This window comes from Akkermansia massiliensis, from assembly GCF_018847375.1.
Classification (GTDB): Bacteria; Verrucomicrobiota; Verrucomicrobiia; order Verrucomicrobiales; family Akkermansiaceae; genus Akkermansia; species Akkermansia massiliensis.
Genome location: NZ_CP072036.1, coordinates 1,533,030 through 1,547,557, shown reverse-complemented (window position 1 = coordinate 1,547,557; position 14,528 = coordinate 1,533,030). Strand labels below are relative to the sequence as shown.

The following is a 14,528-nucleotide window of genomic DNA, read 5'->3' as shown; positions in this document are numbered from 1 at the left end:
GCGCATGAGCGGCGGCAGACGTATCACAAATTGACAAAAAGGGGAAAACATGTCACTTTTACAGGTGTCCAGAACAGTGACGCAGCCTGCCGCAAACCGGAAGTTTCCGCAGGTTCCGGCGCGTACGGACACCCTTGCCGGAGAAAAGGTTGAACCGGCCCAACAGCAATTTGATAAGATCATGAAAGTACTTGTAACCGGCGGCGCCGGATATATTGGTTCCCACACGGTGCGCCAGCTCGTCAAAATCGGCGCTGACGTGACTGTGCTGGACAACATGGTGTACGGCCACATCGGAGCCCTCGTGGACCCGGAGGTGAAACTGGTCAAGGGCGACCTGGGAGACGCCTCCGTCGTGTATCCCCTCCTGATGAAGGGCGGCTTTGACGCCGTGATTCACTTTGCCGCCTTCATCAACGTAGGCGAGTCCGTCCAGGACCCCCTCAAGTACTACATGAACAACATCGCCCGTCCCCTCGTCCTCCTGGGAGCCATGCAGGCCGCCGGCGTCAAGCGCTTCGTCTTCTCCTCCACCTGCGCCACGTACGGCGTCCCCACCCAGATTCCGATCCCGGAAACGGAAAAGCAGGATCCCATCAATCCTTACGGCAGCTCCAAGTACATGCTGGAAAAAGTCTGCAAGGATTGCGACCGCGCCTGGGGCCTCAAAAGCGTTTTCCTGCGCTATTTCAATGCCTCCGGCTGCAGCGAGGACGGCCTGATCGGTGAAGACCACGACCCGGAAACCCACCTCATCCCCAACATCCTGCTCACGCTGACCGGGGAAAAGGAATACATCGAAGTCTTCGGCACGGATTACGATACGCCGGACGGCACCTGCATCCGCGACTACATCCACGTCAACGACTTGGCGGACGCCCACCTGAGAGCGGTGGACTACCTGATGAAGGGTGGCTCCACGGAATGCTTCAATCTGGGAACCGGCCTGGGGCTTTCCGTCCGGGAAATCCTGGAAACGGCTGAAAAAGTCACCGGCAGGAAAATCCCCGTCCGCTACGGTCCGCGCCGCGAAGGAGACCCGCCCCGCCTGATTGCCAATCCCAAGAAGGCCAGGGAAATCCTCGGCTGGGAAGCCCGGTGCAAGGACGCCGGAGCCATCGTGGAAACAGCCTGGAAGTGGATGACCGGTCCGCGCCACGGCCACTATTGATTCCCTTTCCTGCCTTAAAGGATCATTCCCTTTCCGCCCTGCCATGCAGCCCATGGCAGGGCTTTTTTCGCAAAACGAACGGCATCCGGCTTTTTCCATGGTCAGCCTGTGCAGGGAAAACACGCGCCTGAACATGCGGGACATTCCTTCCGTATTCCCCAGCCTTCTTCATCCGCACCCGGGACAGCCCATGCTCCGGCCCGCAAACAAAACCAGGAAACGCTCCTCCCCAGCCCGGACGACTCCCATAAAACTCGTAAACCGCTCACCATAAAACACCGTTTTATTCATATCTGGTCATCATGCAGACCAGAGGAATATTAACATCTTTGCACTCGCCCCAACGGAAAAAACGTTATATTATTCTCAGGAACCTCCCTTACTGCATGAGTCTGCACATTGAAAGTACCGAAGACGCCCTTGCGGAATTGAAGAAACAGCGCGTCAAGACGCTGACCGCCGCCATTTCCGTCTCCTTCCTCGGCGTCGCCCTCATGGGCCTTCTCCTTTATTTGGTGCATATCATCGTCGCCATTCCGGAAGATCCCCCCATGGTGGCCTACGCCACCCAGGAAGGCGACAATCCGGATATCGACACCCCGGAAGTCACCCAGACCACCCAGCGCCCCAGCAGCTCCTCCACTGCCGCGCAGGTGAAAGTGATTGCCGCCGTAGCCACGGCGGACGTCGCGGTGGTCAACCCGGACATTGAAGTGGACGTCCCCTCGGAAGAGCTTTCCATGGGCATCGACATCGGCGACGGCTTCGGGACCGGCACGGGCGACGGGGACGGGGGCGGCATTCCCGGCATCATCTCCAAGCGCTGCGACCTGAACGACCGCATGAAGCGCATCACGGAAAACGGGGGCACTCCCCAGTGCGAGGAAGCCGTGGTCAAATCCCTCAAGTGGCTCCAGAAGCAGCAGAACAAGGACGGCTCCTGGGGCGGGACTCCCCAGAATTACAAGTGCGCCATGACGGGCCTGGCCCTGCTCTCCTACCTGGCCCACTGCGAGACCCCTCTTTCGGAAGACTTCGGGGAGACCGTCCTGAAGGGCATCTCCTTCCTCGTGGACCAGGGCGTGAAGAATCCCGTCATTTCCCTGGTGCCCCAGAGAAACGAGGTCAGCTATGACCACGCCGTAGCCACCTACGCCCTGTGCGAGGCCTACACCTTCTGCAAGCAGATGGACATTCCCTCCATCGCCAACCTGGAAAAAGTCGTCATCAAGGCCGTGGACAAGATTCTGGACAACCAGAACGTCGATGGCGGCTGGGCCTACAATTACAACACGAAGGCAGGCGCCCACACGGACCTTTCCGTCACCGGCTGGAACGTGCAGGCCCTGAAGGCCGCGGAGCACGGCGGCATCCGCCCCACCAAGGGGGAAATACGCACGGCCCTGCGCAAGGCGGCCTCCTATTGCCGCAAGTGCGGCAAGCCCGACGGCCTCTTCACCTATATGCAGGAAGGCCGGGAAGACGCTACGGCCCGCCCCTCCCTGGTGGGCGTGGGCGTGCTTTCCCTGCAAATGTGCGGCAACGGCTCGGACAGCACGGCGCGCAAGGGGCTGGACTGGATGCTCAAGAATACCAACCAGCCGTTCAACTGGAAGGCCAACAACACTTCCTCCAACCTCTACCAGCATTACTACGGGGTGCAGGCGGCCATGAACCGCGGCGGCGACGTCTGGAAGGCTTACAACAGGGCCTTCCGTGACTCCACCCTCGGCGCCCAGGCCTCCGACGGGAGCTTTGCCCCGAACGGCTTCCCCGGGCCGGGGGGCCTCGTGAACACCAACGGGGGCAGCATCAACGACAAGATTTACCGCCAGTGCCTCGCCACGCTGATGCTGGAGGTGTATTACCGCTTTCTCCCCGGGACGGGAGAAGGCACCAAGAATTCCTAATCTGATTGACAGACCGGCGCGTCTGGTTTTAGTATGCTGCCAGCCTCGTAAACAGGCAGGCCAGCAGCATCTACCTGCAACCGGGCAATTCTCCCCATTTTTCAAGGATGCGGGAGCTTTTGCCGTTGCACCAACCAGACACGTCCCTCTATGAGTCTCCACATTGAAAGTACCGAAGACGCCCTTGCGGAATTGAAGAAACAGCGCGTCAAGACGCTGACCGCCGCCATTTCCGTCTCCTTCCTCGGCGTCGCCCTCATGGGCCTTCTCCTTTATTTGGTGCATATCATCGTCGCCATTCCGGAAGATCCCCCCATGGTGGCCTACGCCACCCAGGAAGGCGACAATCCGGATATCGACACCCCGGAAGTCACCCAGACCACCCAGCGCCCCAGCAGCTCCTCCACTGCCGCGCAGGTGAAAGTGATTGCCGCCGTAGCCACGGCGGACGTCGCGGTGGTCAACCCGGACATTGAAGTGGACGTCCCCTCGGAAGAGCTTTCCATGGGCATCGACATCGGCGACGGCTTCGGGACCGGCACGGGCGACGGGGACGGGGGCGGCATTCCCGGCATTCTTTCCAAGCGCTGCGACTTGAACGACCGCATGAAGCGCATCGCGGAAAACGGCGGCACCCCGCAGTGCGAGGAAGCCGTGGTCAAGTCCCTCCGCTGGCTTAAAAAACAGCAGAACGGCAACGGCTCCTGGGGTGAAGGCCAGTTCCGCGCCTCCATGACCGGCATCTCCCTGCTGGCCTACCTGGCCCACTGCGAGACCCCCCTTTCCGAGGAATTCGGGGAAAACGTCCTGAAGGGCATCTCCTTCCTGGTAGACCTGGGAATGAAAAATCCCGTCATCTCGGAACAGCCCGCCTTGAAGGAAATCTGCTATGACCACGCCGTAGCCACCTACGCCCTGTGCGAGGCCTACACCTTCTGCAAGCAGATGGACATTCCCTCCATCGCCAATCTGGAAAAAGTCGTCATCAAGGCCGTGGACAGGATCATTGACGCCCAGTGCCCCAACGGAGGCTGGGCCTACAGCTACAACAATAAGATCAATCCGGACATCGACCTTTCCGTCACCGGCTGGAACGTGCAGGCCCTGAAGGCCGCGGAGCACGGCGGCATCAAGCCCACCAAGGGGGATATCCGCTCCACGCTGCGCAAGGCCTCAAGCTACGTGCGCAAGAATGTGATGCCGGACGGCAAGTTCGCCTACAAGGAAAACGGCAACATGCCCCGCTCCTCCCTGGTAGGCGTGGGCGTGCTTTCCCTGCAAATGACGGGCAACGGTTCTGACAGCGCCGCCCGCAAGGGGCTGGACTGGATCAAGAACAACGTCAAGACCCTCCAGTGGGGCCAGGGCAGCGGCACGGAAAACGTCAAGAGCAACCTTTACATGCACTACTACTGCGTGCAGGCGGCCATGAACCGCGGCGGAGACGTCTGGACCTCCTACAACAAAGCGTTCCGGGACGCCGTGCTCAGCGGCCAGAATGCGGACGGCAGCTTCCGGAAGAACGATGTGGGTTACGTTTCCGGCATGACCGGCAAGTCTGAAAACATCTACCGCCAGTGCCTGGCTACGCTGATGCTGGAAACCTATTACCGCTTCCTGCCCGGTACGGGTGAAGGCACCAAGAATTCCTGACGAAATTCACCGGCTTTTTCGCAGCCCTCTTTCCTTCCCGGGAAAGGGGGCTTTTCATATCCCTCGCGCGGAACGGGAGGCCGCTTTTCTTCCGCCAAGGGTATTTCCAAGCCTTCTTAAGTAACATTTTAATAACAACATGCTAAATATAAGTATATTATAAATTTTAAACTTGTACCTGCGCACTCTTGGGGAGATGGTGGAATCCTAATCAAACCCCATTCCTTCCATGAGCCTGCATATTGAAAGTACAGAAGAAGCCCTTGCGGCACTGAAACAACAGCGCGTTAAAAACCTGGCCGCGGCGGTCTCCGTCTCCGCCCTCGGCGTCGCCATGACGGGCCTCCTGCTCTACCTGGCAAATATCATCACGTTCCTTCCGGAACCGCCTTCCATCATTACCTATCCATTGGAAAACCAGGGACCGGAGGAACCCGACACACCCGAACTCGTCAGGAAAGCCACACGCCCTTCCAATTCACCTGCCGGCCAGCAGGTGAAAGTCATTGCCTCCAGCACCCCCCTGCATATTGCCGTGCCCATTCCGGATTTGGAACAGGATGCTCCCACGGAAGAGTTTTTCACAGGTATTGAAATCGGAGACGGAATCGCGTTCGACGACGGAGAAGGCCCGGGATGGGACAAACCGGATACAGACGTCCTTTCCAAGCGCTGCGACCTGAACGACCGCATGAAGCGCATCACGGAAAACGGAGGCACCCCGCAGTGCGAGGAAGCCGTGGTCAAATCCCTCAAGTGGCTCCAGAAGCAGCAGAACAGGGACGGCTCCTGGGGGGACGGCCCCCAGAATTACAAGTGCGCCATGACCGGGCTCTCCCTGCTCTCCTATCTGGCCCACTGCGAAACACCTCTTTCCGAGGACTTCGGCGATACTGTCCTGAAGGGCATCTCCTTCCTGGTGGACCAGGGAATGAAATCCCCCGTCATCTCCCTGGTGCCGCAAATGAACGAGGTCAGCTATGACCACGCCATCGCCACCTATGCCCTGTGCGAGGCCTACACCTTCTGCAAGCAAATGGACATTCCCTCCATCGCCAACCTGGAGCAAGTCGTCACCAAGGCCGTGGACCAGATTATGAAGGGGCAGAATGCCAACGGCGGCTGGGCCTACAATTACAACACCCAGCCCGGAGCCCACACGGACCTTTCCGTCACCGGCTGGAACGTGCAGGCCCTGAAGGCAGCCGAACACGGCGGCATCAAACCTTCCAGGGGAGAGATACGCGCGGCCCTGCGGAAGGCGGCCATGTACTGCCGCAAAACCGCCCTTCCGGACGGCCTCTTTTCCTACCAGGAAAACGGCCGGGAACCACGGGCCTCCCTGGTGGGCGTGGGCGTGCTTTCCCTGCAAATGTGCGGCAGCGGCTCGGACAGCACGGCACGCAAGGGGCTGGACTGGATGCTCAAGAATACCAACCAGCCGTTCAACTGGAAGGCCAACAACACTTCCTCCAATCTCTACCAGCATTACTACGGGGTGCAGGCGGCCATGAACCGCGGCGGTGACGTCTGGAAGGCTTACAACAGGGCCTTCCGTGATTCCACCCTCGGCGCCCAGGCCTCCGACGGGAGCTTTATGCCCAACGGCTTCGGAGGTCCCGGCGGAGTGGTGCAGACCAGCCAGAACCGGCATGCCAACGATAGAATTTACCGCCAGTGCCTGGCTACGCTGATGCTGGAGGTGTATTACCGCTTCCTCCCCGGCACGGGGGAAGGCGCCAGGAATTTCTGAACCGCACGGCGCTCCCTCCACACAACGGGAAGAGAGCCGCCGGAGGCAGGCCCCGCACACGGGGGATACGCCTTCTTCCGGCGGCGCGCATGTTAAATCCTGACTTGACCGCGGCGTCTTCTCTTGTTATTCATACGGTTTCCATTTTCCAACGACGTGAATAACAATTCTTCCATCCTTTTCGGCCTTTTTGACGAATTTCTTTGGATCCGGTGCTCCGGACGCGGAAGTTTCGCCAACAGCCCGACCGTCAAATCCCTGGGGGATGATTACATCGCTTCCGGAGGACGCCTGATCGTCATTGACCTGGAAACCTGCTCCGGCATTGACTCCACCTTCATGGGCACTCTTGCGGGACTGTCGCGCCGGCTGCTGCCCATCGGCGGCTCCGTCCAGATCGCCTCCCCCAGCGAACGCTGCCTGAGCGCGCTGGAAAGCCTGGGACTGGACGCCCTGCTCAGCATTGAACCGCCTACAGCCCCCTGGAGGGGGAAAGTGGACCAGATACGCGCCAGCCTGGGCTCGGAGAACGCTCCCACCGTTCATCTGGATGCCAAGGACCAGACTCTGCACGTTCTCAACTCCCATCTGACCCTGAGCGAATTGAGCGAAGAGAACGAAGAAAAATTCCGCAACGTGACCGACTGCCTGAAGGAAGAACTGGAACGGCAGAAGGATAAATAACCTTCCCCCATCCAACATGGACATGCGCTCCATGGCCTCCCTGTACGGAGACGCCCGTTCCGCAGCAATGGAGGAAGGGGAAGGCGCCGTCAGGGAATCCGACTTTTCCCTCCCTGCCGGGCTTCCGGACGAGAGAACGCTCCAGCTTCTCCTGCTGGAAGGCGCATTTGGAACCTCCTTTACGGATGACCTGGGCAGGGAGGTCCGCATTCTGGACTTCGGTGACTGGAACAAATCCGCCGGACCGGATTTTCTAAACGCCAGGATCCGCATCAACGGCGTTCCGCAGGCGGGAGACATTGAACTGGACCCCGCTCCGGAAGACTGGGAACGCCACGGGCACGGCTCCAACCCGGCATTCAGCGGCGTCATCCTGCATCTCGCCTGCGCGCCCAGCCGCAGGGAATGGTTCACCCGCAACGCCAGGCACAAGCGCATCCCCCTGGCCGTCATTCCTCCCGCTGCGCTGGCGCGGGCAAAAACGGCCCCTTCCGGCAATGCCCCGGTGCGCCACTGCCGCCACGCCGACCTGTTAACCTCCATGCCTCCGGAGCTTCTGGAAACCCTCCTTGAGTCGGCAGCGGCCTACCGGTTCCGGAACAAGCACCGCCGCCATGCGGAACGCGCCAAATACGCAGGAGAAGAGCAAACCCTTTTTGAAAGCCTGGCGGAAACGCTGGGCTACCATGCCAACAAGGACGCCATGCTGCACCTGGCTTTGCGCGCCCCCCTGCGCGCCATCCGGGAATGCCCGGAGGCCCTCCTCTTCGGCACGGCGGGATTCCTGCTCCCCGTCCTGCCGGATTCCTGCACGGCGGAAGCCGTGGCTCATCATAAAAAACTCTGGACCCAATGGTGGCCCCTGCGGGAACAGTTTGAACTGGCGCCGGAGCGCTCCTTCCCCTGGACGTTCTCCGGCAGCAGGCCGGCCAACCATCCGCAGAGGCGCGCGGGGGCGCTGGCCGTCATCGCAGCGGATTTTGCCACGTTCAAGCGTCTTTGCCATTCCGGCCCTGCGGAAGAACTGGCGGACTATCTTTCCTCCCTCAGGCACCCCTACTGGAGCACCCATGTGACGCTGCCTTCCGCACCGTCCCCCCGCCCCATGGCCCTGATGGGCCGGGACAGAATTCTGGACTTTACCGTCAACCACCTTTTCCCGGCGAAAGGAGACGAACATGCGTGGCTGCATTACCTCTCCCTCCGGGCCGGACAGGCGGGAACAAAAGTGCTCTCCGTCCACCAATCCCTGCTGGGCGGCAGGCCGGACGCGAAAGCCTTTCTTGCGAAGGCGTGGCACCACCAGGCCCTGCTTCAAATTCACGAGGACCTGTGCTCCCTCCATTCCTGCACCGTCTGCTCGCTGATCGGGCGCATGGGAAAGAAATGAGCGTCTTGCGCCTCTTTCCATAAGCAGGCACGCCAATTTCTCCGGATATTCCCCGGAATGTCTCCCGCCGTCTTTCCGTTAAGAGAAAAAATCCTTTCTCCGGGCAGTACTCATTTCCGTGCCTTTCCGCTCTTTTTTGAACCAAACGCCGGTTTCTTCCCGCAGTGAAGCCGGAAAAATAAAAAACTTCCAGCCCCCATAAAGAGGGAGCTGGAAGCCATGGTCATTTTCCTGCCGGAGTTGAAACCGGGTACGGAATCGCCTCCTTTTACCTGGCAGCAGCCTGCGGAGCTTCCGCACCGGGTTTCAGCGGCAGGGTTTTCATGCGGGTCATCTTTCCGTTGACGCGCACGGGCAGCACCTTGGGCTGGTCGGAATACAGCTTCACGTTGCTCACCTTGCCGTTCTTCCAGGAGAAGTCCACCGTGACGTTGCCGCGGGCTTTTAGTCCCTTCACGGAGCCTTCAGGCCACGCCTCCACAGGGGAGGGCATGATGTCCAGGCCGCCGGCATGGGATTGCACCAGCATTTCACAAATGCCGCCCACAATCCCGAAGTTGCCGTCCATCTGCATGGGCGGGTGTGTGGTCAGCATGTTCGGCAGGGTGTTGAATTTCAGAAGTCCCTGCACCATTTCATGAGCCTTGTTCCCGTCGCCCAGGCGGGCCCACAGGGCGGTGCGCCACGGCCACGTCCAGGAACGGCGGCTGTCTCCGGTCGTGCCGCGCCATTCCAGGGAGAGGCGGGCGGCTTCCGCCAGCTTGGGCGTCTTGAGCTTGCTGATCTGGTTGCCGGGGAAAACGGCAAAGAGGTGGGACGTGTGGCGGTGGTCCGTCTTGGGGATGCGGTCAATCATCCATTCCTGAAGGTTCCCTTCCTTGCCTATCTTGTTGCCGGCCAGCCTCTTCAGCTTGCCTTCCAGGCTCTTGGCCCAGGAGGCGTCCTTGCCCAGGATGCGGGCGGCCTTGATGGTGTTGGTGAAGAGTTCCGCGATGAGCTGCTGGTCGTGCATCACGCCGTCTTCACGCGGGCCGTGCTCGGGAGACCAGCCGTTGGGGGCCACCAGGGTGCCGGCCTTTACGTCAGCCAGGTCCTTCTTCTCCTCTTCGTTCGGATCCTTGCCGTTCGTCTTGAAGCCTTCGCCCCTGGCGCCCAGCTCCTTCAAATGGTCTTCCCAGAAATGGCAGATTTCCTTCATGAGGGGATAGGCCTGCTTTTCCAGATATTTCCTGTCCCCGGTGAACGCGTAATGTTCCCAGACATGCAGCGCATACCACGCCGCGCCGGGAATGTTCCACTGCCAGCCGTTGCCGCCGAAGATGTTCTGGGAGGTACGCACCGTCCAGCCGCGCACGGGCTTGCCGTCCTTGGTATTGAAACCCTTGTTGGCCTGGGAGACGTCCCGGCAGCCGGGCGCCATCGCTTCCACGTAATTGATCAGCGCCTCATGGCATTCGGAAAGATTGGCGGGTTCCGCACCCCAGTACGCCATCTGCACGTTGATGTTGTTATGGTAGTCACAGGCCCAGGGCGGATTGAGATAAACATTCCAGAGCCCCTGGAGGTTGGCCGGAAGCGTGCCGGGCCGGGAGCTGGACAGGAGCAGGTAACGGCCATACTGGAACATGGTTTCTTCCAGATCGGGATCAACCGGATTCTTCTTATAGGCTTCCAGCCGCTTTGGAATAGGCAGTTTGGCTACATCCGCCTCCGTCTTGCCGAAGTTGACCTTTACCCGGTCAAACATGGACTTGTACTGGGCGATGTGCGCCTGTTTCAGGGCGGCATAATCCGCAGAGGCCGCCTTGGCCGCATAACGGTCCAGCTTTTTGGCGGGGGCCTCTCCCTTCCAGTCCTTCTTATAGTCCATCAGGTAATCCGTCTCCATGGCGATGACGACCATGCAGGAATCCGCGTTCTTCACGGAAATCTTATCGTCCGCAGTGGAAAGCGTACCGCCTTTGGGACGGATCAGGACGCGGCCTTCATAATTCATGCCGTTTTTCAGGGTTCCCTTCCAGGTGATGACGGGGCCCTTGGCGGAAATAGCCGATTCAAGCTGGCTGTTGATGGAAAAATCCGCGCTGAACTGGCCGGGCTTGCTGGCCTTGTACTCCAGCACCAGCACATTGGCGGGCGTGCTGGCGAACGCTTCGCGGTCATACGTCACGCCATCCGCCTTGTAATTCACCTTGTGGATGCCGTCCCGCAAATCCAGGGCGCGCGTAAAATCCTCCACGGAAACGGAGGCTGGCTGGTCCCCCTTTTTAAAGTCTACGAACAAATCGCCGAAAGGCAGGTAGTTGCCGAACTGGTTCGTCCCGGCATTGAGCCCGTAACCATACCCACCGCCGGGATTGGGGCCGCCGGACCACAGGCTGATTTCATTCAGGGCGAACCGCTCGCGGTTGGGCGCGCTGAAAATCATGGCCCCCACGCGTCCGTTGCCGATGGGATACCCTTCCGCTTCCCAAACGGCGGAAGGCTTCTTGTATTTGCCGAAATTACCGTCGGGGTTCTTGTCCTCCTGCGGATAAACAACTACGGCCGGTTCATCAGACCAGATCAGGTTGGAGGCGGAAGGCTTGTCCAGGGCCCCCCAACCCAGAGAAACGGAGCTCACCGCAACGGCAGATAGAAATAGAGATTGGAGATGCATGCTTTAATGAGGATGTCATATATTTACTGCCGCCGCAATCTCTATCTTTCAGCCTTTTCAACTTACCCTCACGGCATGACGCACCCCTTTCCGCCGTTCTTCCTCCTGACCCGGCGCCTGTTCCGCAAATGGTAGCGCGGACAGTAAATTTCCTTGTCTTTGAGGGGCGCACGCCTACCGTAGGCAAGCATGTTTAAACGACTTCTCTCCGCATTTTTTTCCTTCGCCCTTCTCGGGACGGCTTCCGGAATATCTTTTGCCGGGGTCACCGTTCCGGACGTTCTGAAAGACCGGATTGCCCTGAAAAAAACGGCCCAGCAGCTCAACGTCGTTTACTTTCTGGGCAGTGACACGGAACCCGTTCCGGATTACGAACGGCGCCTCAGCGAACTGCTGCTTTACCTCCAGCAGTTTTACGGCAGGGAAATGCAGCGGCACGGCTACGGCGCGCGCTCCTTCGGCCTGGACATCAAATCCCCCGGCCGCGTGAACATCATTGAATACAAGGCCAAGAACCCGGCGGCGCACTATCCGTATGAAAACGGCGGCGGCTGGAAGGCCGCGCAGGAGCTTGAAGAATTTTTCAAGGCCAATCCGGACAGGAAAAAAAGCCAGCACACCCTGGTCATCATGCCTACCTGGAACGATGAAAAGAACGGCCCCGACAATCCCGGCGGCGTTCCCTTCTACGGCATGGGCCGCAATTGCTTTGCCCTGGATTATCCGGCCTTTGACATCAAGCACCTGGGCCAGAAAACCAGGGAAGGGCAGCTGCTGACCAAATGGTACGGCGGCCTGGCCCACGAGCTGGGCCACGGCCTCAACCTGCCCCATAACCACCAGACCGCCTCGGACGGCAAAAAGTACGGCACGGCCCTGATGGGCGCGGGAAACTACACGTTCGGCACCAGTCCCACCTTCCTGACCCCCGCCAGCTGCGCCCTGCTGGACGCCTGTGAAGTGTTCTCCGTCACTCCGGCACAGAAATTCTATGAAGGCAGGCCGGAAGTGGAAATCAAGGACACGGCCATTTCCTTCAAGGGAGACCAGATTCTCATCTCCGGAAGCTACAAGAGCCCCCAGACCGTCAAGGCGCTGAACGTCTACGTCCAGGACCCGCCCTATGCGGTCAACCAGGACTATGACGCCGTTTCCTTCTCCCAGCGCCTGGGGAAAAAGAGCGGCAAGTTTTCCATGAAGATTGACAAGAAGGAACTGGACGGGCTGACCAACAACGAATTCCGCATTTCCCTCATGTTCATCCTCGCCAACGGGCTGCACATGCAGAAGCATTTCACGTTCCACTGGGACGCCCTCCAGGATTACAGGGACGAACCCAAATCCTGAACCGGTTCCCCTCCCTTGGCGGATTGCCGCGGAGACGGCGGCATCCGCATCACGGGAAAGGGCTTATTCCTTCAAACTGGTGCGCCAGCCGGAAGCGTGCTGATAATAATAAACCGCCTCCTTTTCCAGCTCCTTCATCCGGGCATCCGGCTTCACAGGCTCCCCGTCACGGAAAAACTCCGCGCCGCGCTGTGGTTTAAGCACCACCATGTCCCTTCCCTTCAAGTAGCCGATGTACTGGTAATTGCTCACGAAATACCGGGACTGGTAGGAGGGTTTCAAGGCGTCCTTTCCATAAAACGCCGCATCATACGGCCATTTCAGCAGGCCGAGCAGGGTGGGCAGCACGTCAATCTGGCTGACAGGCGTCTCAATCCGTTCCGGCTTCAGCAGGGCCGGAGCGTAGAAAATGGAGAAAATGCGGTGCGTTTCCGGATTAAGCGTCTGTTTCCCGGCGCTGCCCGCGCCATGGTCCGCCACAAACACGAACAGCGTATTCTCAAACCACGGTTTGCTCCTGGCCTCCTCCACAAAGGCCCCCACGGCATAATCCGCGTACTTGACGGCGCCCATGCGCCCGGTATGGGAAGGAATGTCTATGCGCCCTTCCGGATAGGTATAGGGGCGGTGGTTGGACGTGGTGAACACCACCTGTAAAAAAGGAGAGCCGCTTTTGAAGGACTCATCCGCCTCACGCACGGCGCGGCGGAACAGGTCTTCATCACAGACGCCCCAGATGGTGGAATGGGTCACCTCTGAATCATCCATGGAATTGCGGTCCAGAACCTGGAAGCCGTTGTTCCCGAAGAAGTAATTCATGTTGTCAAAATACCCGTAGCCGCCGTAGATCCACTTGAGGTCATACCCCTTGTCCCTGAATATGGACCCGATGGTCTGCAAATGCTCATTCCCCTCCTGGCGGAGGATGGACATGCCGGGCAGAGGCGGTATGGACGTGCTGACCGCCTCCAGCCCGCGCACGGAGCGGGTGCCCGTGGCATAGGTATTCGGGAAGAAAATGCCCTCTTTGCCCAGACGGCTCAGGCACGGCGTGACATTCGCGCCGTCCTCCCGGCACTCGTTTAAAAACTCCGCCCCCATGCTCTCCATGACCACAACCACGACGTTGGGCCGGATGGCTTCCCCGGAGGGGCGCACCCGCCTCTTCACGCTGCCTGATGCGGCGTCAGGCACGGACGTGTCATCCGCCGTGAATTCCCGGGCCAGAAACACCGCCGCATCCGCGTCCGGCAGCGTCTTGTAATAATCGCGGTAGTCCAGTTCATTCTTGAGAAAGGCGCTGAACAGGCTGTAAAGGCCGTCCTTGGCCATTTCCGAGTTATAGCGGTTGTTCACGGCATCCGCATCCTTGATGTCCACCAGCCAATACCCTCCCGTTATGCACGCCAGCAGGAACAGCACCACGCAGCCCCGCTTCCACCCCGCGGGAGCTTCCCCATGGCGGGGAACCAGAAAACGCTTCATCCCCCAGACGGCCAGGACGGATACAGCCAGAATGGCGATAAGAATCGGGATGATGGGGTAGGATTCATAAATATTCCCGATCACCTCCTTGGTATAAATCAGGTAATCCACCGCAATGAAATTGAAGCTGGCTTCAAACTCATTCCAGAAGAAGGCTTCCGCCACGTCCTCAAACAGGTTGGCGAGCACAAACAGGAAAAACCATGCGCAGGTGATCCACCGGTCCGCCTTTCCCCCCGCCCTACCGCGCGGCAGAATCCACAAATAAACGGCATAAGGGATGAGCCAGTAGCACATGGTGATGGAAAACTCCGTCACGAAAATGTATGCCGTCTTCAGAAGGGGAATGACCCCGAAATCCATGTTGCGGTATTCAAAAAACACCGTAAACAGGTTTTCCACCGCCTCAATACCGAACGCGAGCAGGAGGAACGGCCAAAACCTCCCCCAATAATAACGAATCATCGTCCCCGGAA

The 14,528-nt window shown here is 59.3% G+C and carries 9 protein-coding genes; 7 read left to right on the top strand and 2 right to left on the bottom strand.

Annotated features, from left to right (window positions below; translation table 11 throughout):
- Window positions 1-181 precede the first annotated feature (181 nt).
- From galE to J5W70_RS06395, 6 genes are all read left to right on the top strand, one after another.
- Window positions 182-1,171 (top strand): UDP-glucose 4-epimerase GalE, encoded by a 990-nt coding sequence (galE, locus tag J5W70_RS06420; RefSeq protein ID WP_102721324.1) that lies wholly within the window; start codon window positions 182-184, stop codon window positions 1,169-1,171.
- 386 nt (window positions 1,172-1,557) lie between these two features.
- Window positions 1,558-3,081, top strand: coding sequence for a prenyltransferase/squalene oxidase repeat-containing protein (locus J5W70_RS06415; protein ID WP_102730277.1), 1,524 nt, complete (start codon window positions 1,558-1,560; stop codon window positions 3,079-3,081).
- A 150-nt stretch (window positions 3,082-3,231) separates the two neighbouring features.
- Entirely contained in the window at window positions 3,232-4,734 is a 1,503-nt protein-coding gene (locus tag J5W70_RS06410) for a prenyltransferase/squalene oxidase repeat-containing protein (RefSeq protein ID WP_102726523.1), read from the top strand.
- Window positions 4,735-4,963: 229 nt separating this feature from the next.
- Entirely contained in the window at window positions 4,964-6,487 is a 1,524-nt protein-coding gene (locus tag J5W70_RS06405) for a prenyltransferase/squalene oxidase repeat-containing protein (RefSeq protein WP_102730278.1), read from the top strand.
- A gap of 156 nt (window positions 6,488-6,643) precedes the next feature.
- Window positions 6,644-7,171 carry an STAS domain-containing protein gene (locus tag J5W70_RS06400; RefSeq protein ID WP_022398168.1) on the top strand — a complete coding sequence of 176 codons (528 nt, stop codon included), beginning with the start codon at window positions 6,644-6,646 and terminating at the stop codon, window positions 7,169-7,171.
- Window positions 7,172-7,187: 16 nt separating this feature from the next.
- Window positions 7,188-8,561: a DUF2851 family protein gene (locus J5W70_RS06395; protein WP_022398169.1), complete on the top strand. Its 1,374-nt coding sequence runs from the start codon at window positions 7,188-7,190 to the stop codon at window positions 8,559-8,561.
- A gap of 268 nt (window positions 8,562-8,829) precedes the next feature.
- Here the strand turns inward: J5W70_RS06395 and J5W70_RS06390 are convergent, their stop codons facing one another.
- Window positions 8,830-11,184 (bottom strand): glycoside hydrolase family 95 protein, encoded by a 2,355-nt coding sequence (locus J5W70_RS06390; RefSeq protein ID WP_180971658.1) that lies wholly within the window; start codon window positions 11,182-11,184, stop codon window positions 8,830-8,832.
- 225 nt (window positions 11,185-11,409) lie between these two features.
- On the opposite strand from J5W70_RS06390, the gene J5W70_RS06385 reads away from it, so the two are divergent.
- Complete coding sequence (locus tag J5W70_RS06385) at window positions 11,410-12,567, top strand: metallopeptidase domain-containing protein (protein WP_022398171.1); 1,158 nt, start codon at window positions 11,410-11,412, stop codon at window positions 12,565-12,567.
- A 63-nt stretch (window positions 12,568-12,630) separates the two neighbouring features.
- Here J5W70_RS06385 and J5W70_RS06380 read toward each other — a convergent pair whose 3' ends face one another.
- Entirely contained in the window at window positions 12,631-14,517 is a 1,887-nt protein-coding gene (locus J5W70_RS06380) for an LTA synthase family protein (RefSeq protein ID WP_022398172.1), read from the bottom strand.
- Window positions 14,518-14,528: the final 11 nt, after the last annotated feature.